We start from the raw sequence: 22,551 nt of genomic DNA on the forward strand, positions 1-22,551 counted from the left end.
GCGGTCCGCTCTTGAAGCGGATCGCCCGGTCGCGGTTCGTCCAGACCCTGCTGATCTGGCTGATCACGGGCTATATCCGTCTGGTCCGCATCACGTCCCGCTTCGCCGAGGACGGGCCGGGGCTCGACCGCTTCCTCGATCATTGGGAAGGAACGAGGAAGCCCATGGTGGTCTGCTTCTGGCACGGCCGCCTGATGATGATGGCGCGTTTCCGCCGCCGCGATCAGCGCCATTCCAACGTCCTGATCTCGACCCATGCCGATGGCGAATTGATCGCCCGGGCGATCGAGAACCTGGGCATGACCACCGTGCGCGGCTCCAGCCGGCGCGGCGGCGTCGGCGCGCTCCGCGAGTTGCTGCAGGTGATCGAGCGGGGCGAGATCGCGGTCTTCACCCCCGACGGGCCCAAGGGGCCGCGCATGCGCGCCCAGGGCGGCGCCATCGCCGCCGCCTCGGCGACCGGCGTGCCCCTGTTCCCGGTCACGGTCTCGACCAGGCGCGGGCCGATCCTGAATTCATGGGACCGTTTCCTGCTGGCGACGCCGTTCAATCGCGGCCTTTATTTCGTCGGCGAGCCGATCATGGTGCCGCCCGACCTCGACGATGACGCCTTCGAACGTTGGCGCCTTCTGCTCGAGACCCGGCTGAACGACCTGACGGCGGAAGCCGACCGGCGCATGGGCCGCGCGACGGTCGAACCGGCGCCGCCGGGGAGGCTGCGGCGATGAGGGCGGAACGGCTCTATCGGATCGCCACCTGGGCCGCGACGCCCCTGGTGCGCCCCCTGCTGGAACGCCGCCGCCAGCGGGGCAAGGAGGATGCGGCCCGCCTCGGCGAACGTCTGGGCGAGGCGGCCATGGAACGACCGGCCGGCCGCCTGCTGTGGCTCCACGGCGCCAGCGTGGGCGAGGCGCAATCGGTCCTCGGCCTGATCCGGGCCCTGATGGCGGCGGAACCCGGCCTGTCGATCCTGGTCACCACCGGCACCGTCACCTCCGCCGGCCTGATGGCGCAGCGCCTGCCGGACGGCGCGTTCCACCAGTTCGTGCCGGTCGACCATCCCCGCGCCGTCCGCCGCTTCCTCGATCATTGGCGGCCCGACGCCGCCCTCTGGGTCGAAAGCGAACTCTGGCCCAATCTGGTGCTGGATACGGCCAGGCGCGGCATTCCCATGGCGCTGGTCAACGGGCGCATGTCGGAAGGCAGTTTCGCGCGCTGGCAGAAGCGCCCGAAACTGATCGGCGCCCTGCTCGGCGCCTTTCGCTTCGTCGCCGCCCAATCGGCGGCGGATGCGGATCGGTTCACGGCGCTCGGCGCGGGCGACGTCCGCTGCCTCGGCAATCTGAAGCTCGATGCGCCGGCCCTCGGCGCCGATGCGGCCACGGTGTCGGATCTGGCGCTCGCCTTCGGGGAGCGGCCGCGCTGGCTGGCGATTTCGACCCATCGGGGGGAGGAGACGCGCATCGCCGAAGCCCATCGCGCCATCGCCGATTTCGTGCCCGGCCTGCTGACCATCGTCGTGCCGCGCCATCCCGAACGGGGCGGCGACGTCGCGGCGGAAATGGCGGACGCGGGCCTGACCGTCGCCCGCCGCCGCATCGGCGACCCCGTGACGGGGGAGGTCGACGTCTATGTCGCCGACACGCTCGGCGAACTCGGCGTGTTCTGCCGGCTGGCCCAGGTGGTGCTGGTGGGCGGCAGTCTCGTGCCCCATGGCGGCCAGAATCCGCTGGAGCCGGCGCGGCTCGGCTGCGCCATCATCGCCGGCCCCCATATGGGCAATTTCGCCGAGGTCATGGACATGCTGCGCGCCGGCAACGCGGTGGCGGAACTGGCCCGGCCCGAGGATCTGGCCAGCGTCCTCGCCCGCCTGCTGACCGATCCGGACGAGGTCGAGGTCATGGCCGGTGCCGCGCGGGCCGTGGCGGCCCAGGGCGACGGTGTGGTCGACCGGGTGCTGGATGCCGTCCGTCCCCTGCTGACACCGGTCGCGGACGATGCGCGCCCCTGAGTTCTGGGCGGGGCCCGGCGACGGCGGCTGGCCGGCGCGCCTGCTGTCGCCCCTGTCGCTGATCTGGTGCGGGCTGACGCGGCGGCGCCTGGCGCGCGGGCCCGGTTACGATCCGGGCGTGCCCGTGATCTGCATCGGCAATGTCACCGCCGGCGGCACCGGCAAGACGCCTTTCGCCATGGTCGTCGCCCGGCGCCTCGCCGCCATGGGGCGGCAGCCTCATTTCCTCTCGCGCGGGCATGGCGCCCGCATCACGGCGCCGCTGCGGGTCGCCGGGCAGGGGGCGGCCACGGTCGGGGACGAGCCGCTGCTGCTGTCGCGCGTCGCGCCCGCCTGGGTCTGCCCCGACCGGGCGGCGGGGGCGCGGGCCATGGTCGCCGCCGGGGCCGACGTCATCGTCATGGACGACGGCTTCCAGAACCCCTCGCTGGCAAAGCGCCTGTCGTTCCTGGTGATCGACGGCGGCGCCGGCCTCGGCAACGGCCGGGTGATTCCGGCCGGCCCCCTGCGCGAGCCCTGGGGCGACGCCATCGCAAGGGCCGAGGCCGTGGTGGTGGTCGGCACGGCGACGGCACCCCTGCCGGACATGGCGGGGCGGCCTGTGCTCTCGGCCGCCGTCGTGCCCCTGAACGGCGATGATTTCCGGGGTCGCCGGGTACTCGCCTTCGCCGGTATCGGCAGGCCCGCCAAATTCTTCGAGACCCTGGCGGCCACGGGGGCCGATGTGGTGGCGGGGCGGGCCTTCGCCGATCATCACCCCTTCGCGGCTTCGGAGATCGCCGATCTGAAGCGCGAGGCGGCGGCGCTCGACGCCGTTCCCGTGACCACGGCCAAGGATTTCGCCCGCCTGGACGCTGGGGCGCGGGCCGGCATCGAAGTGCTCGAGATCACCCTCGCGCTCGACGCCGAGGGCGAAGCGCACCTCGACCAATTGCTGGCATCCTCTTTCCACGAATAGGTCTCGAAACTGCCGCACAGCGGGTCCATGCTGTGCCGCGGTAATCGTCAAGGAGATCCGTCATGTTGAAAGGGCGTACAGCGATCGTCACCGGCTCCACCAGCGGCATCGGCCTCGGCATCGCGCGGGGCATGGCCGAGGCGGGCGCCAATGTGGTGATCAACGGCTTCGGCAAGCCCGAGGACATCGAGAAGGAGCGCGCCGGCCTTGAGTCCGAATTCGGCATAACCTGCGTCTATTCCCCCGCCGACATGACCAAGCCCGAGGAAATCGCCGGCATGGTCGAGATGGCGGAAGAGAAATTCGGTTCCGTCGACATTCTGGTGAACAACGCGGGCATCCAGCTCGTCAGTGCGATCGAGGAATTCCCCATCGCCAAGTTCGACCAGATCATCGCCATCAACATGGTCTCGAACTTCCACGCGATCCGCGCCGCCCTGCCGGGCATGAAGAAGCGCAACTGGGGGCGCATCATCAACATCGCGTCGGCCCATGGCCTCGTCGCCTCGCCCTACAAGTCGGCCTATGTATCGGCGAAGCACGGCGTGGTCGGCATGACCAAGACCGTCGCCCTCGAAATCGCCGAGCAGCACATCACCTGCAACGCCATCTGCCCCGGCTTCGTCCGCACCCCGCTGGTCGAGGCGCAGATCGCCGATCAGGCCAAGGTGAACGACATGCCGGTCGAAAACGTGATCCGCGACATCATCCTCGCCTCCCAGCCGAACAAGCGTTTCGTCGAGGTCGAGGAAGTCGCGGCGCTGGCGGTGTTTCTCGCGGGCGACCACGCGCTCTCGATCAACGGCACCTCGATCTCGATCGACGGCGGCTGGACCGCGCGCTGAGGCATGGTTTGGGGCGGGGGTGAGGGGCAGGCCGCTCAATCCGTCCCGACGACCTTCGTCTCGGCGCGTTTCGCCGCCGTCAGTTCGGCGGCGGACTCTTCCTTCAGGTCGATGCCGGAGATTTCCCGGCGCAGCGCCTCGCGCGCCAGCCAGGCGATCTTGTAGGCGGCGTCCGCCGGCGCCAGGCCGTCGGGGCGGATATTGGAGACGCAGTTGCGCGCCGAATCCGCCAGCCCCTCGCGCGGGCGGAAGGTGAGATAGCAGCCGAGCGAATCGGCGGAGGTCAGGCCGGGCCGCTCCCCGATCAGCACGATCGCGAGATCGGCCTTCAAGACGGCGCCGATCGGATCGCCCACCGCGACCCGGCCCTGCTCCACCACCACCACGGCGTCGACGGCGTTGCCGTCGGCCGCGAGGCGGGGCGCCAGGGCGTCCAGGGTCGGCAGGACGTTGGCTTCCACGGCTGCCGCCGACAGACCATCGGCGACGACCACCACCAATCGGCACGGGCCGAGGGCATCGGCGAGCGCGGCGGCGGCTTCCGGCGCGATCCGGCGGCCGAGATCGGGGCGGCGGACATAGGTCGCGCGATCCTCCGCCAGGCTGTGGACCGTCGCCACGCGAAAGCCGCGCGCTTCGAGGGCGGTCCGCAGCCGGCCGCCGTCGACCGCCGACCAGACCGCGTCGCGCGCCCTGGCGTGGTCCAGGGTGAACTTCAGGTGGGCCGCGGTCGGCAGGGCATTGCCGGCGCGGCCCAGCGCGACCCTTGCGGCGGTGTAATGCCTGAGGTTCGACAGGCTGTCGGAGGCGGGAACCAGGGCCGGGAGGGCGGGCTTGTCGTCGCTCACTCGGCCGCCTCCAGATGGCGGGTGAGGGCGGCGAGGCCGCCCCGGCCGAGCAACGCTTGCGGATCCGGGTTCAGGCGCCCGGCACCGTCGGTCAGGCCGACTTCGGCCAGCCAGGCCTCGAACTCAGGCGCGCGGCGCCGGCCGGTGATTTCGCGCGCGCCGAGGGCGTCGTGATAGGACAGGCTCTGGTAATTCAGCATGACGTCGTCGGCGCCGGGCACGGTGATGACGAAGCTCACCCCCGCCTCGATCAGCAGCAGGAGGAGGGCGTCCATGTCGTCCTGATCGGCGTCGCAATGGTTGGTGTAACAGACGTCGACCCCCATGGGCAGGCCCAGCATCTTGCCGCAGAAATGATCCTCCAGCCCGGCGCGGGTGATCTCCTTGCCGTTGTAGAGATATTCGGGGCCGATGAAGCCGACGACCGTATTGACCAGCAAGGGCTCGAAATGACGGGCGACGGCATAGGCCCGCGCCTCCATGGTCTGCTGGTCGACGCCGTGATGTGCATTGGCGGACAGCGCCGCGCCCTGGCCGGTCTCGAAATACATGACGTTGCGCCCGACCGTGCCCCGGCCCAGCGACAGCGCCGCGTCCCGCGCTTCCGCCAGCACCGCGAGATTGACGCCGAAGCCGGCATTGGCGCCCTCGGAGCCGGCGATCGACTGGAACACGAGATCGACCGGCGCGCCCGCCTCGATCGCCTTGATCGCCGTCGTGACATGGCCGAGGCAGCAGGTCTGGGTCGGCACCTTCAGGCGGCCGCGCACCTCGTCCAGCAGGCCGACGATGCGGCAATAGTCCTGAACGCCGTCCGTCGCGGGATTGACGCCGAAGACGGCGTCGCCCGCCCCCAGCAGCAGGCCGTCGATCAGGCTGGCGGCGATGCCCCGGCTGTCGTCGGTCGGGTGATTGGGCTGGAGGCGGGTGGCAAAGGTGCAGGGCTGGCCGATCGTGTTGCGAAAGCCGGTCACGACCCGGCATTTGGCCGCGACCAGCACCAGATCCTGCAGGCGCATCAGCTTGGAGACGGCGGCCACCATCTCGGGGGTCAGGCCGGGGCGCAGTGCCGTCAGGGCCTCGGACGTGGCCAGCGGCGAGAGCAGCCATTCGCGGAACTGGCCCACGGTCATCGACGCGACGGGAGCGAAGGCGGCGGCGTCATGGCCGTCCAGGATCAGGCGGGTGACTTCATCGGTCTCATAGGGCACGAATTCGGCGCCGAGGAAATCCGCCAGCGGCGCATCGGCCAGCGCCATCTGGGCGGCGATGCGGTGCACCGCGCTTTCGGCCGCGATGCCGGCCAATTCGTCGCCCGAGCGCCGGGGCGTCGCCTTGGCCATCAGGTCGCGGAGATCGGGAAAGACCCATCTGGTGTCGTCCAGCGCGATCGCATAGGTCATCGCCACCTCGCCCGTAAAGCCCGAAACGCCGGGGCGTGACGCCCCGTACCGCGATCAAAGCCGAAAAGCCGGGGAGGGGCAAGGAACTGGCGGCCGGCGAAAGCCATGGTGCCGCCGATCCGGCGCCGATTGCGATTGCCCTAGGGTATTCGCCCTTCAAACTGTGGGAAGGAGAGGAATTCGAAAGGGGGGCGATCCCATGCCCATCGAAGCGACTGCCGCATCGGCCATGTTCTGGCCGCTCGCCGCCCAGGTGGCGCTCACGTTCGTCGTGCTCGTTCTCGTGCTGCTGACGCGGATCAGGTCCATGTCCGGCGGCACCACGACCATGGACAGCTACAAGGTCTACGACGGCGCCATGCCGGACTATGTCGTCCAGGCATCGCGCAACTACAGCAATCAGTACGAAATGCCGGTGCTGTTCTTCGTCGGCGGCGTTCTCGTCATCGCGCTCGGCAAGGTGGACGACATTTTCGTGCTGCTCGGCTGGATCCATGTCGGTGCCCGCGCCGTCCATGCGCTGATCCACCTGACGATCAATCAGGTGGCCGTGCGCCTTCTGATCTTCGCGGTCTCGGCGCTCGCCGTTGCCGCCATCTGGATCCGGCTGGCGCTGGCGCTCTAGTCCCGCTGAAGGATCAGGGCGAGGCCGGACGGCTTGTCGATCAGGCGCACCACGCCGCGCTCGATACGGATCGCCTCGCGCTCGGGATCGAGGTCGTTCTCCTTGCCGGCCTGATCCAGGCAGTTGCTGGGTAGGACATAGCCGTCCTTGCCCATCGCCCAGTCGCAGCGGGTGACCGTGTCGCCCGCGACGACTTCCAGCGCCTTGCCCGCGAAGGTCATGGCGAAGCCGCTGGCCATGGCCGAAAGATCGTTGCGCATGCGCTTGATGTCGTCGGGCCCGACGGTCTCGGACGCGGCCTTCAGGGTCGCTTCGAGGTCGAGGGTCCAACGCCCCTCGATGTCGGCGGCGCGGGCAGGGGCGCCCGCGCAGAGGCCGAGGACGGCGGCCGCGACGGCCGCCCGCCCGATGGACGGGAAATTCATCAGAGTCTCCGGTATCAGCGGTTCAATTCGCGCGCGGCGGCATCCAGCCCGCTCAGGGTGAGGGGGAACATGCGCCCCTCCATCAGTTGCCGCATCACGCCGATCGACGAGGTATGGCCCCAGTGCCGTTCCGGCGTCGGGTTCAGCCAGACCGCGTGGGGATAGATGTCGAGGGTGCGGCGCATCCATGTCTCGCCTGATTCCTCGTTCCAGTGTTCGACCGAGCCGCCGGGATAGGTGATCTCATAGGGGCTCATCGAGGCATCGCCGACGAAGATCACCTTGTAGTCGTGGGGATAGGTGTGCAGCACGTCCCAGGTCGGCATGGTGTCGGTCATGCGCCGCTTGTTGTCCTTCCACACCTTCTCGTAGAGGCAGTTGTGGAAGTAGAAATATTCGAGGTGCTTGAACTCGCTGCGCGCGGCCGAGAACAGCTCCTCGCACAGGCGAATGTAGCTGTCCATCGAGCCGCCGATGTCGAAGAAGATCAGCACCTTCACCTTGTTGCGCCGCTCGGGCCGCATCTTCAGGTCCAGCCAGCCCGCGTTGTTGGCGGTCGAGCGGATGGTGTCGGGCATGTCCAGCTCGACTTCCGCCCCCTCGCGCGCGAATTTGCGCAGGCGGCGAAGCGCGACCTTGATGTTGCGGGTGCCGAGTTCGAGGCTGTCGTCCAGGTTCTGGAATTCGCGCTTGTCCCACACCTTGACGGCGCGGCGGTGGCGGCTCTTGTCCTGGCCGATGCGCACGCCTTCCGGATTGTAGCCATGGGCGCCGAAGGGGGATGTGCCGGCGGTGCCGATCCACTTGTTGCCGCCCTGGTGGCGGCCCTTCTGTTCCTCGAGCCGCTTCTGCAGGGTCTCCATCAGCTTGTCGAAACCGCCGAGGGATTCGATCAGCGCCTTCTCTTCCTCGGTCAGGGTCTTTTCGGCCAGCTTGCGCAGCCATTCCTCGGGAATCTCGATCGCCTCGCCGTCGGCGACGCTCTCCAGGCCCTTGAACACGGTGCCGAAGACCTTGTCGAACTTGTCGAGGTTGCGTTCGTCCTTCACCAGGGTGGCGCGCGACAGATAGTAGAAATCGTCGACGCTGTAGCTGGCGACGCCCGCCTTCATGGCCTCCAGAAGGGTCAGATATTCCTTCAGGGTGACCGGCACCTTGGCGTTCTTCAATTCGTAGAAGAAGTTGATGAACATGGGCGTTCACCCCCCATTGCCGTCATCCCGGCGAAGGCCGGGATCTTGAGCCGAAAGAGTCTCTTCCGTGGAAAGGCCCCGGCCTTCGCCGGGGTGACGCGCCAATAATTCGACGCGTCCCCACGTCATTGCGGCGGCTGGCGTTCCTGGCGCCGCGCGAGGAAGGCCAGGCGCTCGAACAGATGGACGTCCTGCTCGTTCTTCAGGAGGGCGCCATGCATCGGCGGGATCAGCTTCTTCGGGTCGCGCTCGCGCAGCATCTCGGGCGTCAGGCTCTCGGACATCAGCAGCTTCAGCCAGTCCAGCAGTTCCGAGGTCGAGGGCTTCTTCTTCAGGCCCGGCACTTCGCGGATGTCGTAGAAGATGGTCAGCGCCTCGCGCACCAGGTCGTGCTGGATGCCGGGGTAATGGACCTCGACGATCTGGCGCATCGTATCCGGGTCGGGGAACTTGATGTAGTGGAAGAAGCAGCGGCGCAGGAAGGCGTCCGGCAATTCCTTCTCGTTGTTCGAGGTGATCATGACGATCGGGCGTTCGGCCGCCTTCACGGTCTCGCGCGTCTCGTAGACGTAGAACTCCATGCGGTCGAGCTCCTGAAGGAGATCGTTCGGGAATTCGATGTCGGCCTTGTCGATCTCGTCGATCAGCAGGATCGGGGCGGGGGCGGCGGAGAAGGCTTCCCACAGCTTGCCCTTGACGATGTAGTTCGAAATGTCGTGCACGCGGTCGTCGCCGAGCTGGCTGTCGCGCAGCCGGCTGACGGCGTCGTACTCATAGAGGCCCTGCTGCGCCTTGGTGGTCGACTTGATGTGCCATTGGATCAGATCGCGCCCCAGCGCCGAGGCCACTTCCTGCGCCAGCACCGTCTTGCCCGTGCCCGGCTCGCCCTTGATCAGCAGCGGGCGCTGCAGGGTGATCGCCGCATTGACCGCGACCTTGAGATCGTCGGTCGCGACATAGGACTCGGTACCTGTGAACTTCATCGCCGGCGTTTCCCGTGAATATTTCCGCAACGTCGTCATGAAACTAGGGGCCCATGTCGGCCCGATCAAGCGCCATGGATCCGACGTCGCGTCGGCCCCGGCATCGGCCGGCCATTGCGAAGGCCGCCACGGATTCGGTCGGCGGGAGAGATTCTCTAGGTATGAGGGTAAGATGACGCAGAACATTCCAAAATAGACAATATGGTTGTCACGGAGCCGTAAATTGTCGCTGACACCATCCCCCGCCATCGCCTGCGGCCGTCTTGGCTGCGGGATCAGTTTCCGTGGTGTATTCGGGGGGATTTCACAATGTCGAATGCCTATCACGACCTCGGCGCGAGCGATTTTACGCAGGATTGGACTGCCACGAGCCAGATCTCGACCAATGACGACTGGTCGGGCGTGGCCAGCATCATCGGTTATCTCGGCGACATCAGCTCCAGCTCGACGACCAACGTCGATCCGCGCACGTTGACCGGCGCCGATCTCGGCGCCGTCGACGTCATCGCCAATCAGAACAGCACCACGATCAGCAACGGTGGCGTCGCCGAGTTCGAGATCACCAATCCCGCCGTCGCGCTCCAGGGCTCGGGCACGGCCGACGCGCCGTCGCTGGTCCTCTTCCTCGACGCCACCGGGCGCGAGAACGTCCGCGTGCAGTTCAACGCGATCGACCTCGACGGCTCGGGCGACGACGCGGCCCAGCAGATCAACGTCCAGTATCGCATCGGGGAGAGCGGCGACTGGACCAACGTCGACGGCGGCTATGCGGCGGATGTGACCACGGCGAATGCCTCGGGCCAGACCACGGCCTTCGACGTCACCCTGCCGGCGGCGGCCAACGGCGAGGCGCAGATCCAGGTCCGCATCATGACCACCAACGCCGGCGGCAGCGACGAATGGGTCGGCATCGACGACATCAGCGTCTCCAGCGCGGCGGCGGGTGCCAGCGGTACCGGCGTCTCGATCGCGAATGCCGCCGTGACCGAAGGCGACGCGGGCACCAAGGTGCTCGAATTCACCGTCACCCGGACCGACAACACGGGCGACTTCACCGTCGATTACGCCACCGCTGACGACAGCGCGGCCGCGGGCGGCGACTATGTCGCCGCGTCGGGCACCCTGACCTTCGTGGCGGGCGGCGACCTGACCAAGACCGTCTCGGTCACCATCAACGGCGATGCCGACGTCGAGACCGACGAGACCTTCACGGTCGAGCTGAGCAACCTTCAGGAAACCTCGGGCACGGCCTCGATCACCGACGGCTCGGCGACGGGCACCATCACCAACGACGATTTCGTCATCACCAATATCTCGGCGATCCAGGGCGCCGGCGACGCCAGCGACCTGGACGGCCAGACCGTCACCGTCGAAGCGATCGTGGTCGGCGACTTCCAGAACGGCGATGCCGACGACAGCCGCAACCTGAACGGTTTCTACCTGCAGGAAGAAGCGGGCGACTGGGACCTGGACGCCCTGACCTCCGAAGGCATCTTCGTCTTCGGCGGCGGCACCGACGTCCAGATCGGCGACCGCGTCCGGGTCACCGGCACGGTCGACGAATATTTCGGCCAGACCCAGCTCAACGCCAGCGCCGTCACGGTGGTCGAGGCGGGCGCGGTCGCCGACGTGAACACCATGGCGCAGGAAATCACGCTTCCCGCCGCCGATGTCACCGTCAACCAGGACGGCGACTATCAGCCGGACCTCGAAGCCTATGAGGGCATGCTGGTCCGCTTCTCCGACGCGCTGACCATCACCGAACAGTTCAATCTCGACCGCTTCAACGAGATCAAGCTCGTTCAGGGCGACCGCCCGGCCCAGTTCGTCCAGGACAATGCCCCGGACCAGGCCGGCTATCAGGCCCATCTGGAAGAGGTCGGCAGCCGCACCATCACCTATGACGACGGCCTGAACGTCCAGAACGCGGCGGTCGAGAACCTCGACGGTTTCGCCGGCTACGACACGGCGACCGCGCCGCGCATGGGCGACACGATCACCGACCTGACCGGCGTCCTCGACTATCAGTGGGCCGGCAATTCCTCCAGCGGCTCCACCTGGCGCGTGCGCGCGGTCGAGGACGGCGCCAATGAATTCGTCACCACCACCCCGCGCGAAGCGGAACCGGCCGACGTCGGCGGCACGCTGTCGGTCTGCAGCCTCAACGTGCTCAACTATTTCGCCACGCTCGACGACGGTTCCCTGATCGCCAACGGCAACGAGCCGCGCGGCGCCAACACCAGCGCGGAATTCGATCGCCAGACCGAGAAACTGGTGACCGTGCTGCAGACCATCGACGCCGATCTGTTCAGCCTGGTCGAGCTCGAGAACGATTTCCTGGCGGGCTCGCCGGGCAATTCGCTCGAATATCTGTGCGATCAGCTCAATGCCGCGCTCGGCGCCGACATCTACGACTGGGTCGATCCGGGCATGCAGTTCGTCGGCGGTGACGCCATCGCGCCGGGTTTCCTCTACAAGACGACCACGCTGGCGCTTTCGGTGGGCACCACGGTCGAGACCCTGAGCGATGCCGATCTCGCCGGCCTCGGCCTCGACGGCCTGCTGACCACGAGCACGGTCGGCTCGCTCTTCGATGCGGCGAACACCAGCCGCTATTCCCTGGCGGCGACCTTCACCGAGCTTTCGACGGGCGGTGAATTCACGGCGATCGCCAATCACCTGAAGTCGAAGAGCGGCACGGGCACCGGCGCCGACGCCGACCAGCTGGACGGCCAGGGCAATTGGCAGCAGCAGCGCGAACTCGCGGCCGAAGCCCTCGCCGCCTGGGCCGCCTCCAAGCCGACGGGCACCACCGACGACGACATCCTGCTGGCGGGCGACTTCAACGCCTACTTCAAGGAAGACGCGATCGGCGTGCTCGAGACCGCCGGCTTCGACAATCTCCAGGCGACGCTGACCCTGGATGCCTATTCCTACGTCTTCGACGGCCAGACCGGATCGCTCGACTACATCTTCGCGAACGATACGCTCGGCGCGCAGATCACCGGCCTGACCGAATGGCACATCAATTCCGACGAAGCGGATGCGATCGACTACAACCTCGACTACAGCCGCGACCCCGGCTACTTCGACGGCACGGTGCCGGTCCGGGTGTCGGACCACGACCCGCTCCTGATCGGCATCAATCTCTACGAGTATGAGACGCCGACGGGTGGCGACGACGAGATCATCGCCAATGCCGACGACAATGCCATCGACGGCGGCGACGGCGACGACACGATCGACGGCGGCGACGGCAACGACACGCTGACCGGCGGCGCCGGCGACGACATGCTGAGCGGCGGCGAGGGCGACGACGTCTTCATGGTCAGCGCCACGCTGCCGGTCCGGGACGGCCGCGACACCTATGACGGCGGCGACGGTATCGACACCCTCGACTGCAGCAGCTGGACGACCCGTGTCCACATCAGCCTCGGCGACGGCAAGCAGGGCATCGACAAGATCATCGGCGTCGAGAATGCCGTGGGCGGTTCCGCCAAGGATACGCTGCGCGGCAGCAGTGACGCCAATTCGCTGGTCGGCAACGACGGCGACGATCTGCTGGTCGGCTTCGACGGCGACGACAAACTCGACGGCGGTCTCGGCAACGACCGGCTGGACGGCCGCGAGGGCAACGACACCCTCGACGGCGGCGACGGCGACGATCGCTTCTACGGGGCGCAGGGCGACGACACCATGGAAGGCGGTGCCGGCGAGGATCTGATGATCGGTGGTGCCGGCAACGACGTCATGAACGGCGGTGCCGATGCCGACCGGATCGAGGGCCGCGGCGGCGACGACGTCATCGACGGCGGCGCGGGCGCCGACCTGCTGATCGGCGGTGCCGGTGTGGACGGCTTCCTGTTCACCGACTTCGACAGCATCGACATCGTCGCCGACTTCCAGACCGGCCGCACCGTGAAGGACGCGATCCTGCTCGACTCCTCCGCCTTCACCGATTTCGGCGGCACGACGATCCAGGATCTCTTCGACGACGGCTATCTGAACGTGGTCGAAGACGGCGGGTCGACCCTGCTGCAGGCCGATCTCGACGGCGGCGGCGACGGTTTCGCCACCTTCGCCTCGCTGACCGGCGCCTATGAGGCCGAGATCCTGATGGCGCAGATGCAGTTGACCGACATGATGGTCGCCTGATCCGCCGCGATCGCCCGATCCATCACGCCCGATCCATCACGATCGTCCCGGGGCGCCGCCACACCGCGCGAGCAGGTGGCGGCGCCTCGCGTTTCGGCGTCTAGGCCAATTTTGCGCGCCGCGCCGCTTCGTCCCGGCAGAAATTGCCGCCGCGGCACGGGGGCACGGGGCGAGGGGCGCGGAAACCGGCGCTTTCGCCACTTGGCCCGGGCATTGCATTTCCTCTCGCGAACGCGATCGGTGGGCCGGTCGCACCGGATCGAGAGGGAATGCCATGTCGTTCGTCGGCTATTTCAGTACGGCGCTTTCGGGCCTCAACGCCCAGTCCCAGGCGCTTGGGGCGATCTCCACCAACATCGCCAATTCGACCACCACGGGCTATCGCAAGGTCGAGACCAATTTCGAGGCCCTGGTGACCGAGGCGACGGCCGACGTCTATCATTCGGGCGGTGTCATCGCCTCGCCGATCTACCGCAACACCCTGGCGGGCACGACCGAGAGCACGGGCATCACCACCAATATGGCGATCGCGGGCAACGGCTTCTTCGTCACCTCCAAGGCGACGGACGTGAACGGCTCCGTCGTTTCCTTCGAGGACCTGCCCTATTACACCCGCGCCGGCGACTTCGAGGTGGACGGCAATGGTTACCTGGTGAACGGCAGCGGCTATTACGCCCAGGGCTTCACCGTCGACCCCAATACCGGCCGCGCCACCGGCGCGCTGGACGAGATCCGCGTCGGCACCCAGGTCCTGGCGCCCTCCGCCTCGGCCTCCGTGACCTATCGCGCCGACCTGCCGGCGGACGCGGCGGCCGGCGCCCAGCCGGTCAATTCGGTCGACGTCTTCGACAGCCTCGGCGCCTCCCACGCCCTCGAGCTGACCTGGACCAAGACCGGCGACAATGCATGGAACCTCGACATCGCGGCGCCCGACGATACCGACGGCACCACGACCTCGCAGACCTATGCCGTCACCTTCGACGGCAACGGCAAGCTGGCGAGCGTCAGCCCGTCCCCGGTCGCGATCAATGTGACCTTCCCCGGCGCCTCCGCCCAGACGATCACGGTCGATCTCGGCGCCGTCGGTTCCGCCGACGCCGTCACCCAATATGCCGGCACCTCGATCGATCTCGGCAATCTGGAAGCGGACGGCTATGGCGCCGGCGGCTTCAAGAGCCTGACCATCGACGGTCAGGGCTATGTCACCGTGAACTACGACAACGGCGAGAGCGTGGTGGCCTATCAGATCGCCCTGGCGCGCTTCAACGCGGCCCAGAACCTGCAGTCCGAGGACGGCCAGGCCTTCACCGAGACCGCCTATTCGGGTGCCGCCCTGATCGGCAAGCCCGGCGAATCCGGTCTCGGCTCCCTGATCGGTTCGGCGGTCGAATCCTCCAACGTCGACGTCGGCGAGGAGTTCACCAGCCTGATCACCACCCAGCGCGCCTATTCGGCCAATGCCAAGGTGCTGACCACCGTCGACGAGATGCTTCAGGAAATCCTGAACGTGAAGCGCTGACGTGGCCATTGACCGCAAAGGAGACGTGACATGAGCCTGAACGGTGCCATGAATGTCGCCCTGACCGGCCTGCTCGCCCATCAATCGGCGCTGCAGGTGGTGGGCGGCAACGTCTCCAACGCGACCAATCCGAACTATACCCGCAAGACCCAGGAAACGACGGCGACGGCGGGCGGCGTTCTGGTCACCGCCGTGGAACGCGCCACGGATCAGGCGCTGGCCAAGGACCTGCTGGCCTATTCGTCGCTGGCCGGGGAAACCGGGGTCCAGTCCAAATATCTCGACAAGCTCTCGACCCTGGTCGGCGGCAGCGACGGCAGCGCGCGCCTGGCGACGGCGGCGGAGGATTTCGCGACCGCCTGGACCGTGCTCCAGGCGACGCCCGACAGTTCGACCGCCCAGGCCGACGTCATCGCCAAGGCCGATGCCTTCGCGGCGGCGGTGAACGCCCTGGTCGCCGGCATCGATTCCGTCGATCGGGAAGTCCAGTCGGCGACGGCCGATACGGTGGACGAGATCAACGGCCTGCTGACCAAGATCGACCGCCTGAACGACCAGATTTCGGCCGGCAACGGCGCCGCCGCCAATACCCTCGACCTGCAGGACGAGCGCGACGCGGCGGTGCGCGACCTGTCGGCCCTGGTCGACGTCAAGACCATCGCCCGCTCGGACGGCGGCCTTGCCGTCTTCACCACGAGCGGCCTGACCCTGGTCGATCAATCCGCGGTCCAGCTCGCCTATGACGGTACCGACGTCACGAGGGCCGGCGACGCCAGTTCCCTGAACGGCGTGTTCCGGGCCGGCGAGTTGGCGGGCCTTCTGGCGCTTCGCGAACCCGGGCCCAGCGCCGAGGCGGGCACCGGCACCATCGCGGGGCTGCGCGATCAGGTGACCGCGCTCGCCGCGATGTTCACCGACACCTCGCCCGGCACCTTCGCCGCCGCCTATGACGGCGCCGCGACCGGGACCGGGGAGCTGGCGGACAGTTTCTTCGTCATGACCGGCTCAACCCTGTCGGTGAACCCGGCGCTGCTGGACGGCAGCGCCCGCCTGAAGCAGGCGGCGGTCAACGACGTGCAGACCGCGCTCGAAGCGGGCAGCCGCAGCCTCGCCATCGGCGGCCTGACGGTCAGCGGCAAGGATTACGCCGGTCTCGCCGGCGCCATCACCACCAGCCTGACGGCCGAAGCCGGCACCGTCCGCGACAAGGCGGAACTGGCCGAAGCCACCAGGACCGAGGCGCTGACCCGCTTCGAATCCGCCGTCGGCATCAACATGGATACCGAACTCGCCAATCTCCAGGTGTTGCAGAACGCATACGCCGCCTCGGCCAAGGTCATGCAGGCGGTGAACCAGCTCTACAACGACCTCTTCGCCATCATGGGGTAAGCGGCCATGCTCTCCGTATCGACCTACGCCAGCCAGCTCTCGACCCAGACCAACATCCAGCGCAATCAGCAGGAATTCGACCGGCTGGCGCGCCAGGTGGCGACCGGCGTGAAATCCGAGGATCTGTCGGACTACGGCGCCGTCGACGCCAGGCGCATCCTCAACGCGCGCCAGGAAGTCCAGCGCCTCGAAGGCTACAACAAGGCGATCGACATCGTGACGCCCCGCCTCAAGGCCTATGACCTGCAACTGACGCGGATGGACGACATCGCCAAGCTGATGTCGAACACCCTGAGCACGCAGGACGCCTATGACGGGACCGAGCAGGCGGGCCTCGCCACCCTGATCGACAATGTGATGAACGACCTGACCTCGCTCCTGAACGAGCAGATCGATGGCCGCCATCTCTGGGCCGGCGCGAATTACGACACGGTGCCGGTCGCCGATATCGCCTCCCTGCCGACGCTGGCCACGGCCGCGCCCCTGACGGCGGCGACCGACCCGGACCTGCCGGACTATTACAATGCCGCCCCCGGCACCGATGCCAATGCCTGGGTCGAGGCCAGCTTCTCGCCCGAAACGGGCAAGACCGTGCGCTATGGCCAGGTGGCCTCGGCCCCCGCGATTCAGGAGCTGGTGCATGCGCTCCGCCTGGCGAAGAGCGGGCTGGAGGCGGCGGCCGCCGCCGGCGACGCGGAAGCCGCCCAGGCGGCCTATGCCGATTTCCGCCAGCAGGCATTGACCGCCTTCGGCAGCGCCCGCGACGGGCTGCAGGCGATGAGTGCCGCGGTCGGGGTCGATCTCGCCTCGGTGCAGGACAGCGCCGACGCCAATGCGGCGGCGATCAATCTCTTCGCCGACGAGGAAAGCGGCATCACCGCCGTCGATACGGCCGAGGCGGGCGTCATGCTGACGCGCATCCAGACCCAGCTCCAGGCGACCTATCAGGTCACGGCAAGCCTGACCCAGACCTCACTGGTGAATTATCTGTAGGGATAGGATGCGGGCTCAGACCGTGATCTCGACCTGCTGAAACGGGGCGGGGGCGGGCGCCGCGCCGGCCTCGCCGGTCACGGTCGCGACGGCGGCCGTCTCCCTGTCGCCCGAAGGAGCCGGCGCATCGGCGGCGGTACCGCCCGCCGTGGCTTCCCCGGTCGACGCGGCGACCGTCTCGTCCTCGCCATCCAATCGCTGGGTCTGAACCCGGGCCTGCGCCTGCTGGCGCCGGTATTCGCGGACGACCTGTTCGCTCGGATATTGGGTGGTGACCTCACCCTCGGCGTCGCGCACCTGCACCAGCACCATCTCGATGTCGCTGGCATAGACCACATGCGGGTTGAACAGCACGGCCGGGGCCGCCTGCACCGCCGTCACGGTCTGCGTCGGCACGCCCTGCACGGCGCTGGACGCGGCCTGCCCCCCAACCGGCACCACGGCGACGGAAGCTTGCGTATTCTGCACGGGGCTCGCGGCAGTGATGCCAAACATGGGCACGGTCCAAGGGTGCGGTAACAGGAATGCCGTACCGTCTTCGCATCCATGGTGACCGGCATCGAAGTGGTCATCGTCCATGGCGGGGCGTCGTCGGGCCGACGTCTCGTGCGGGACGAAGTGACTGGCCTTGCCGTCGGGGGCGCCGCGCCGCCCAGAGGCCGGTGGGACCCCGAGACTGACACGGCAAGAGTTCGGCAACGACTTCGGCCGCTTTGCCCACACTTGGAGGCGAATGCACCCAAAGCTTCGCCACACCTAAGCGAAAATTCTAATTTGGGGTTAATGCAAGTCAAGGGACAGAAAGGGTTAATGCCGCCCGCACTGCAAGAAATGCTCGGTTCCCCTGGCAAAAAATGCCGGGTCGCATGTGCCCGGCGCGCGCCGAGTGTTTCGTGATGGGGCAAATAATCCAGTAAAAACAATAGCTTGAATGTTTTTCGAAACTTGGCACGGGGCTTGAAATCCATCTGGCGAACCGCTGCGACAGAACGTGGCGGCCACCGACCAGAAAGGACTTGAACCATGGCCGATATCGCACTCAGCGCAACTTCCAGGGCAAACCTATTGTCCCTGCAGGATACGACCGATCTTGCCAACCGGACCCAGTCGCGTCTTTCGACCGGGCTGAAGGTGGCGAGCGCCCTCGACGACGCCGTCGCCTATTTCCAGTCGAAGGCGCTCAGCGACCGCGCCGCCGACTTCACCGACCGCAAGAACGAGATCGACCAGGGCATCTCGTCGCTGAAGTCGGCGCTGAACGCGACCGAGGCCGTCGACAAGATCCTGAAGCAGATCAAGGGCGTCGCCATCTCGGCCAAGACCGCCGACGACGCCACCAAGGCGGATCTTTCGGCGCAGTTCAAGGACCTGCTGAACCAGTTCAACAGCCTGCTGGCCGATGCGTCCTATCAGGGCACGAACCTGATCACCGGCACCACCCAGGACCTGACGGTCAAATTCTCCGAGGTCAGCACGTCCGAACTGGTGGTTGCGGGCCGCGACCTGCGCGCCGGCGCGCTGTTCACCGATGCCGCCGCGGCGGACGAGGCGGGCACCGTGCTCTTCGTCAATCTGATCGGCGGCAGCTCCTTCACCGACATCCAGGCCTCGGTCCTGGTGACCTCGCTGAACGATCTGACCGACAAGATCGACGGCGCGATCTCCAGCGTCCGCGCGACCACCGCCAGCCTCGGCGCCAACATCACCCTGCTGCAGACCCGCCTCGACTTCTCGAAGCAGTACATCAACTCGCTGACGGAAGGTGGCGACAAGCTGACCCTGGCCGACCTGAACGAGGAAGGCGCGAACCTGGTCACCCTGCAGACCCGTCAGCAGCTCGCGCTCCGCGCGCTGTCCTTCGCCGGCCAGAACGAACAGGCCGTGCTCCAGCTCTTCCAGTAAGCCAACGCGAATAAAGGAGACGCAAGATGACCGTTCTCGCCCAGCCGACTTTCGCTTCGGCCGCCGCTCTCTCGCCGCGCGAGGAAGCCGCCTATCCCTTCCTCGAATGCGCCGTCCTGCTGGACAATGCGCGCAAGTCCGAGCCGGCGATCCAGCTTGCCGACGCGCTCGACGTCAATGCGCTGCGCTGGCAGACCGTGGCCAACCGCGCCCTCGGCCGGAACCGCGACCTGCCGCACGGCACGGCCGATTTCTTCGGCCGCGCCAGCCGCTTCATGGTGGAAGCGGCCCGCACCATGCGTCAGCGCCCGGACGACGACGTGATCGACATGATGATCAGCATGAACCTGAACATGTCGGAGACGATCCTCACCGCTCGCTGACCGCCGCCACCGGCGGCCGGAGGGGAGCCTGTCCCTCCGGCATGCCGGGGCGGCCAACGCCGCCGCGATTGATGACTGTCTTCAGGCGAAATCCTCGAGGCCCAGGGGCCGGCCTGCCGCGATGTCGCGGGTCAGGCGGCGGCCCACCACGAGGTCGAGGCGATCGGCGGGAATGCCGTCGCCGGGCCGCAGCGCCACCAGGTCCTCCAGCGAAATGGGATCCCCGGCGTGCAGGCCATGAGCGGCGCAGAGACTGCGCTGCGCCACCGCCGCGACATCGCCCTCCGAGGCGCGCGGCCGCTTCACCCCATCCCCCAGCGCCTTTTCGACCGCCCGGACGCCCGCGACCAGCGCGGCGAATTCGTCCGGCAGGGCGGAGGCGCGATGATCGGGCCCCGGCAGTTCGTGATCGAGGGTGATGTGCTTCTCGATGATCGCGGCGCCGAGCGCCCGGGCCGCCAGCGCGCATTCGTTGCCGAGCGTATGGTCGGAGTAACCGGTGACGACGCCCAGCGCCTTCGCCATCACGGGGATCGCGCGGAGATTGGCGTCCGCCGGATCGGCCGGATAGTTCGACGTGCATTGAAGGACCGCGACCGGCCCGCCGCCCGCCCGCGCCAGATGATCGAGCGCGGTATCAACGTCGGCGAGGCGGGCCATGCCGGTCGACAGGATCACCGGCAGGCCGGTGCGCCCGACGGCGGCGAGATGCAGATGGTTGCGCACCTCGCCCGAGGGGATCTTGATCACCGGCAGGCCGAGGCCGACGAGGAAGCTGAGGCTGCGCGGGTCGAACGGCGTCGACAGGAACAGGATACCCCGGGCCTCGGCATAGCGCGCGAGACCGGCGAAATCGTCGAAGGTGAGTTCGAGAGAACGCAGGAGGTCGGCCTGGGTGCCGTTCGCGCCGGTCGTATCCTGCTGATAGGCGGCCTTGCGGGCGTCGGGCCGGGTCAGGGCATCGGTGCGCCAGGTCTGGAACTTCACGGCATCGGCGCCGCATTCGGCGGCGGCGTCGATCAGGCGCCGGGCCATGGCGATGTCGCCGTTATGATTCACGCCGGCTTCGGCGATGATGAAACAGGGTGCGTCTCCCCCGACGGGGCGGCCGGCGATGTGAAAGCCGTTCATGGCTGAAGATCCTTGCTGGGGAGCGGACGCGCCGGCACGCCGGCGACGCGAAGGCCGGGCGCCACCTCGGCGGTGACGGTGGCGCCGGCGGCGACGAAGGCGCCCGCGCCGATGGTCAGGGGGCGGCCGGGCCTGCCGTTCGCGACGCTGGCGCCGATGCCGAGAAAGGCATCCTCGCCGATCGCGACATTGCCGGCGACATGAACCCCGGGGGACAGACTGGCGAAGGCCCCGATGGCGACGTCATGGGCGATGGTGACGCCCGGGTTGACCAGGACATGAGCGCCGACCGCGACGTCGACGGTGAAGACGGCGCCGGGCAGCACCAGCACGCCGTCGGCGAAACCGACGCCGGGTCCGGTGACGGTGGTCGGATCGATCAGGGCCGGACAGGCGAAGCCGAGATCCGCCGCGACGGCGGCAAGGCGTCGGCGCAGGGCGTGGTCGCCGACGGCGATCACCGCGTCGGCGCCGGGGTGGCGGCGCGCGGCCTCCGCCTCGGTCATCACGGGGATGTCGTGGATGGCGGGGCCGGGGGCGCGATCGACGAAGGCGGCCGCCTCGTGACCGAGACGGCGGGCGACCATGGCCGCCTCACGGGCAAGGCCGCCCGCGCCGAAGACGACCAGGGTCGGCACCATCACTCGACGCTCGCGGCGGGGGCGCCGAAGACCGACTGATAGTCGGAATTGGCCTGGGCGAATTCCGCCTTCTGGCCGACGTCCAGCCAATATTCGTGCATGGGGAAGGCGACGACCTTGCCGCCGGTCTCGCCCACGCGGTCGATCAGCGTCGGCATGTCGAGGGCGGCGCCCGGCTCGATCTCGCGCAGCGCCTCGGGCGAGAGGACATAGACCGCGGCATTGACCAGGAAGCGCAGTTCCGGCTTCTCGGTGATGCGCGCGACGAGGCGGCCGGCAAGGTCGACGGTGCCGTAAGGCACCTTCACCCGATATTCGCGGACGCAGAGGGTGATGTCGGCGCGCTGGCTGTGGTGATAGGCGAGCAGCGCGTCATAGTCGACATTGGTCAGGAGGTCGCCGTTGGCGACCACGATCGGTTCCGTCACCGCGTCCCGCACCAGCCCCAGGGCCCCCGCCGTGCCCAGCGGCTCGTCCTCGTGGACATAGCGGATCTCGACGCCGAAGCGGCTGCCGTCGCCGAAGTGGTCCTCGATCTTCTGGGCCTGGTAGTGGACCGAGATGAAGAAGCGGCGGAACCCGTGGCGGACGAAGGATTCGAGGATCGTCTGCAGGATCGGGCGATCGCCGACGGTCAGCATGGGTTTCGGGGTATCGTCGGTCAGGGGCGCCAGACGCTTGCCGAAGCCGCCCGCCATCAGCATGACCCAGCCGGGCCGCCGGTCGGCGTTGATCGCGGCCCGGTCCAGGGGTTCGAGGCCGATCAGCCGGCCCTCGGCATCGGTCACCGGCAGGTGACGGATGTGAAGCTGGCGGCAGCGGGAATAGAGCGCGAAAAGCTCGTTCGTGCCGAGGCCGACGCGCTTCGCCATGGGGCGCGTGTTCATCACCTCGGCCACCGGCGCCTCGAAATCGCGGCCGGCCAGAAGGGCGCGGCGCACGTCGCCGTCCGTCACCGTGCCGACCAGCCGTTCGTCGCCGTCGGCGACGAGGCAGATCTTCAACGGCGCGCTGTTCAGCACCTCGACCGCGCGGCGCAGGGGCCAGTCGGGGCGGATCAGCATTTCGTGCCAATCGATCATGGGATCTCCGCCTTCCCGTGAATGTTCCGGCGCATTACACCGCGGACACGGTTAACAAGCGGTTT

20 protein-coding genes are annotated in these 22,551 nt (G+C 67.8%); 11 read left to right on the top strand and 9 right to left on the bottom strand.

Going from position 1 to position 22,551, the window contains the following annotated elements; genetic code table 11:
* The first annotated feature begins 11 nt into the window (after window positions 1–11).
* The 4 genes from L2U69_RS00680 (at window position 12) to L2U69_RS00695 (ending at window position 3,814) form a co-directional block, all read left to right on the top strand.
* Window positions 12–728: a lysophospholipid acyltransferase family protein gene (locus L2U69_RS00680; protein ID WP_236104424.1), complete on the top strand. Its 717-nt coding sequence runs from the start codon at window positions 12–14 to the stop codon at window positions 726–728.
* On the top strand, window positions 725–2,011 hold the full coding sequence (locus tag L2U69_RS19085; RefSeq protein ID WP_268967197.1) for a 3-deoxy-D-manno-octulosonic acid transferase: 1,287 nt from the start codon (window positions 725–727) through the stop codon (window positions 2,009–2,011). The genes L2U69_RS00680 and L2U69_RS19085 overlap by 4 nt, the downstream gene beginning before the upstream one ends.
* On the top strand, window positions 1,998–2,969 hold the full coding sequence (gene lpxK / locus L2U69_RS00690) for a tetraacyldisaccharide 4'-kinase (protein WP_236104425.1): 972 nt from the start codon (window positions 1,998–2,000) through the stop codon (window positions 2,967–2,969). The genes L2U69_RS19085 and lpxK overlap by 14 nt, the downstream gene beginning before the upstream one ends.
* Before the next feature lie 62 nt (window positions 2,970–3,031).
* A complete protein-coding gene (locus L2U69_RS00695) occupies window positions 3,032–3,814 on the top strand; it encodes a 3-hydroxybutyrate dehydrogenase (protein WP_236104426.1) in 783 nt (260 codons plus the stop codon).
* Window positions 3,815–3,849: 35 nt separating this feature from the next.
* On the opposite strand, the gene eutC is transcribed toward L2U69_RS00695, so the two are convergent.
* Window positions 3,850–4,662, bottom strand: a complete 813-nt coding sequence (gene eutC, locus L2U69_RS00700; RefSeq protein ID WP_236104427.1) for an ethanolamine ammonia-lyase subunit EutC — start codon at window positions 4,660–4,662, stop codon at window positions 3,850–3,852.
* On the bottom strand, window positions 4,659–6,065 hold the full coding sequence (locus L2U69_RS00705; protein ID WP_236104428.1) for an ethanolamine ammonia-lyase subunit EutB: 1,407 nt from the start codon (window positions 6,063–6,065) through the stop codon (window positions 4,659–4,661). Before L2U69_RS00705 ends, eutC begins: the two co-directional genes overlap by 4 nt.
* Window positions 6,066–6,264: 199 nt before the next feature.
* Between L2U69_RS00705 and L2U69_RS00710 the strand changes: the two genes are divergently transcribed.
* Window positions 6,265–6,690 carry an MAPEG family protein gene (locus L2U69_RS00710; protein ID WP_236104429.1) on the top strand — a complete coding sequence of 142 codons (426 nt, stop codon included), beginning with the start codon at window positions 6,265–6,267 and terminating at the stop codon, window positions 6,688–6,690.
* Here L2U69_RS00710 and L2U69_RS00715 read toward each other — a convergent pair.
* From L2U69_RS00715 to L2U69_RS00725, 3 genes are all read right to left on the bottom strand, one after another.
* A complete protein-coding gene (locus tag L2U69_RS00715) occupies window positions 6,687–7,115 on the bottom strand; it encodes a hypothetical protein (protein ID WP_236104430.1) in 429 nt (142 codons plus the stop codon). The two genes, L2U69_RS00710 and L2U69_RS00715, sit on opposite strands and share 4 nt — an antisense overlap.
* Window positions 7,116–7,129: 14 nt before the next feature.
* Complete coding sequence (locus L2U69_RS00720) at window positions 7,130–8,308, bottom strand: vWA domain-containing protein (RefSeq protein WP_236104431.1); 1,179 nt, start codon at window positions 8,306–8,308, stop codon at window positions 7,130–7,132.
* A gap of 125 nt (window positions 8,309–8,433) precedes the next feature.
* Window positions 8,434–9,291: an AAA family ATPase gene (locus tag L2U69_RS00725; RefSeq protein WP_236104432.1), complete on the bottom strand. Its 858-nt coding sequence runs from the start codon at window positions 9,289–9,291 to the stop codon at window positions 8,434–8,436.
* A 309-nt stretch (window positions 9,292–9,600) separates the two neighbouring features.
* Between L2U69_RS00725 and L2U69_RS00730 the strand changes: the two genes are divergently transcribed.
* From L2U69_RS00730 to L2U69_RS00745, 4 genes are all read left to right on the top strand, one after another.
* On the top strand, window positions 9,601–13,446 hold the full coding sequence (locus L2U69_RS00730) for an ExeM/NucH family extracellular endonuclease (RefSeq protein WP_236104433.1): 3,846 nt from the start codon (window positions 9,601–9,603) through the stop codon (window positions 13,444–13,446).
* Window positions 13,447–13,720: 274 nt separating this feature from the next.
* A complete protein-coding gene (gene flgE, locus L2U69_RS00735) occupies window positions 13,721–14,965 on the top strand; it encodes a flagellar hook protein FlgE (protein WP_236104434.1) in 1,245 nt (414 codons plus the stop codon).
* A gap of 30 nt (window positions 14,966–14,995) precedes the next feature.
* Entirely contained in the window at window positions 14,996–16,354 is a 1,359-nt protein-coding gene (flgK, locus tag L2U69_RS00740) for a flagellar hook-associated protein FlgK (protein WP_236104435.1), read from the top strand.
* A gap of 6 nt (window positions 16,355–16,360) precedes the next feature.
* Complete coding sequence (locus L2U69_RS00745; protein ID WP_236104436.1) at window positions 16,361–17,347, top strand: flagellin N-terminal helical domain-containing protein; 987 nt, start codon at window positions 16,361–16,363, stop codon at window positions 17,345–17,347.
* Window positions 17,348–17,362: 15 nt separating this feature from the next.
* Here the strand turns inward: L2U69_RS00745 and L2U69_RS00750 are convergent, their stop codons facing one another.
* Window positions 17,363–17,842, bottom strand: coding sequence for a hypothetical protein (locus L2U69_RS00750; protein ID WP_236104437.1), 480 nt, complete (start codon window positions 17,840–17,842; stop codon window positions 17,363–17,365).
* Window positions 17,843–18,370: 528 nt separating this feature from the next.
* Here L2U69_RS00750 and L2U69_RS00755 point away from each other — a divergent pair.
* Window positions 18,371–19,249, top strand: coding sequence for a flagellin N-terminal helical domain-containing protein (locus L2U69_RS00755; RefSeq protein ID WP_236104438.1), 879 nt, complete (start codon window positions 18,371–18,373; stop codon window positions 19,247–19,249).
* 26 nt (window positions 19,250–19,275) lie between these two features.
* Window positions 19,276–19,632 carry a hypothetical protein gene (locus L2U69_RS00760; RefSeq protein ID WP_236104439.1) on the top strand — a complete coding sequence of 119 codons (357 nt, stop codon included), beginning with the start codon at window positions 19,276–19,278 and terminating at the stop codon, window positions 19,630–19,632.
* A gap of 81 nt (window positions 19,633–19,713) precedes the next feature.
* Here L2U69_RS00760 and L2U69_RS00765 read toward each other — a convergent pair whose 3' ends face one another.
* From L2U69_RS00765 to L2U69_RS00775, 3 genes are read right to left on the bottom strand one after another with little or no spacing between them, the layout of a single operon-like run.
* On the bottom strand, window positions 19,714–20,763 hold the full coding sequence (locus L2U69_RS00765) for an N-acetylneuraminate synthase family protein (protein ID WP_236104440.1): 1,050 nt from the start codon (window positions 20,761–20,763) through the stop codon (window positions 19,714–19,716).
* On the bottom strand, window positions 20,760–21,404 hold the full coding sequence (locus L2U69_RS00770) for a NeuD/PglB/VioB family sugar acetyltransferase (RefSeq protein ID WP_236104441.1): 645 nt from the start codon (window positions 21,402–21,404) through the stop codon (window positions 20,760–20,762). The genes L2U69_RS00765 and L2U69_RS00770 overlap by 4 nt, the downstream gene beginning before the upstream one ends.
* Entirely contained in the window at window positions 21,404–22,486 is a 1,083-nt protein-coding gene (locus L2U69_RS00775) for a nucleotidyltransferase family protein (RefSeq protein ID WP_236104442.1), read from the bottom strand. The genes L2U69_RS00770 and L2U69_RS00775 overlap by 1 nt, the downstream gene beginning before the upstream one ends.
* Window positions 22,487–22,551 lie beyond the last annotated feature (65 nt).

The sequence above is a fragment of the Zavarzinia marina genome, from assembly GCF_021568905.1.
Lineage (GTDB): Bacteria > Pseudomonadota > Alphaproteobacteria > Zavarziniales > Zavarziniaceae > Zavarzinia > Zavarzinia marina.

Coding starts and splice junctions, on each gene's coding strand:
- L2U69_RS19085 (WP_268967197.1), top strand. CDS start 725: ATGAGGGCGGAACGGCTCTATCGGATCGCCACCTGGGCCGCGACGCCC.
- lpxK (WP_236104425.1), top strand. CDS start 1,998: ATGCGCGCCCCTGAGTTCTGGGCGGGGCCCGGCGACGGCGGCTGGCCG.
- L2U69_RS00695 (WP_236104426.1), top strand. CDS start 3,032: ATGTTGAAAGGGCGTACAGCGATCGTCACCGGCTCCACCAGCGGCATC.
- L2U69_RS00705 (WP_236104428.1), bottom strand. CDS start 6,065: ATGACCTATGCGATCGCGCTGGACGACACCAGATGGGTCTTTCCCGAT.
- L2U69_RS00710 (WP_236104429.1), top strand. CDS start 6,265: ATGCCCATCGAAGCGACTGCCGCATCGGCCATGTTCTGGCCGCTCGCC.
- L2U69_RS00715 (WP_236104430.1), bottom strand. CDS start 7,115: ATGAATTTCCCGTCCATCGGGCGGGCGGCCGTCGCGGCCGCCGTCCTC.
- L2U69_RS00720 (WP_236104431.1), bottom strand. CDS start 8,308: ATGTTCATCAACTTCTTCTACGAATTGAAGAACGCCAAGGTGCCGGTC.
- L2U69_RS00725 (WP_236104432.1), bottom strand. CDS start 9,291: ATGAAGTTCACAGGTACCGAGTCCTATGTCGCGACCGACGATCTCAAG.
- L2U69_RS00730 (WP_236104433.1), top strand. CDS start 9,601: ATGTCGAATGCCTATCACGACCTCGGCGCGAGCGATTTTACGCAGGAT.
- flgE (WP_236104434.1), top strand. CDS start 13,721: ATGTCGTTCGTCGGCTATTTCAGTACGGCGCTTTCGGGCCTCAACGCC.
- flgK (WP_236104435.1), top strand. CDS start 14,996: ATGAGCCTGAACGGTGCCATGAATGTCGCCCTGACCGGCCTGCTCGCC.
- L2U69_RS00745 (WP_236104436.1), top strand. CDS start 16,361: ATGCTCTCCGTATCGACCTACGCCAGCCAGCTCTCGACCCAGACCAAC.
- L2U69_RS00750 (WP_236104437.1), bottom strand. CDS start 17,842: ATGTTTGGCATCACTGCCGCGAGCCCCGTGCAGAATACGCAAGCTTCC.
- L2U69_RS00755 (WP_236104438.1), top strand. CDS start 18,371: ATGGCCGATATCGCACTCAGCGCAACTTCCAGGGCAAACCTATTGTCC.
- L2U69_RS00760 (WP_236104439.1), top strand. CDS start 19,276: ATGACCGTTCTCGCCCAGCCGACTTTCGCTTCGGCCGCCGCTCTCTCG.
- L2U69_RS00765 (WP_236104440.1), bottom strand. CDS start 20,763: ATGAACGGCTTTCACATCGCCGGCCGCCCCGTCGGGGGAGACGCACCC.
- L2U69_RS00770 (WP_236104441.1), bottom strand. CDS start 21,404: ATGGTGCCGACCCTGGTCGTCTTCGGCGCGGGCGGCCTTGCCCGTGAG.
- L2U69_RS00775 (WP_236104442.1), bottom strand. CDS start 22,486: ATGATCGATTGGCACGAAATGCTGATCCGCCCCGACTGGCCCCTGCGC.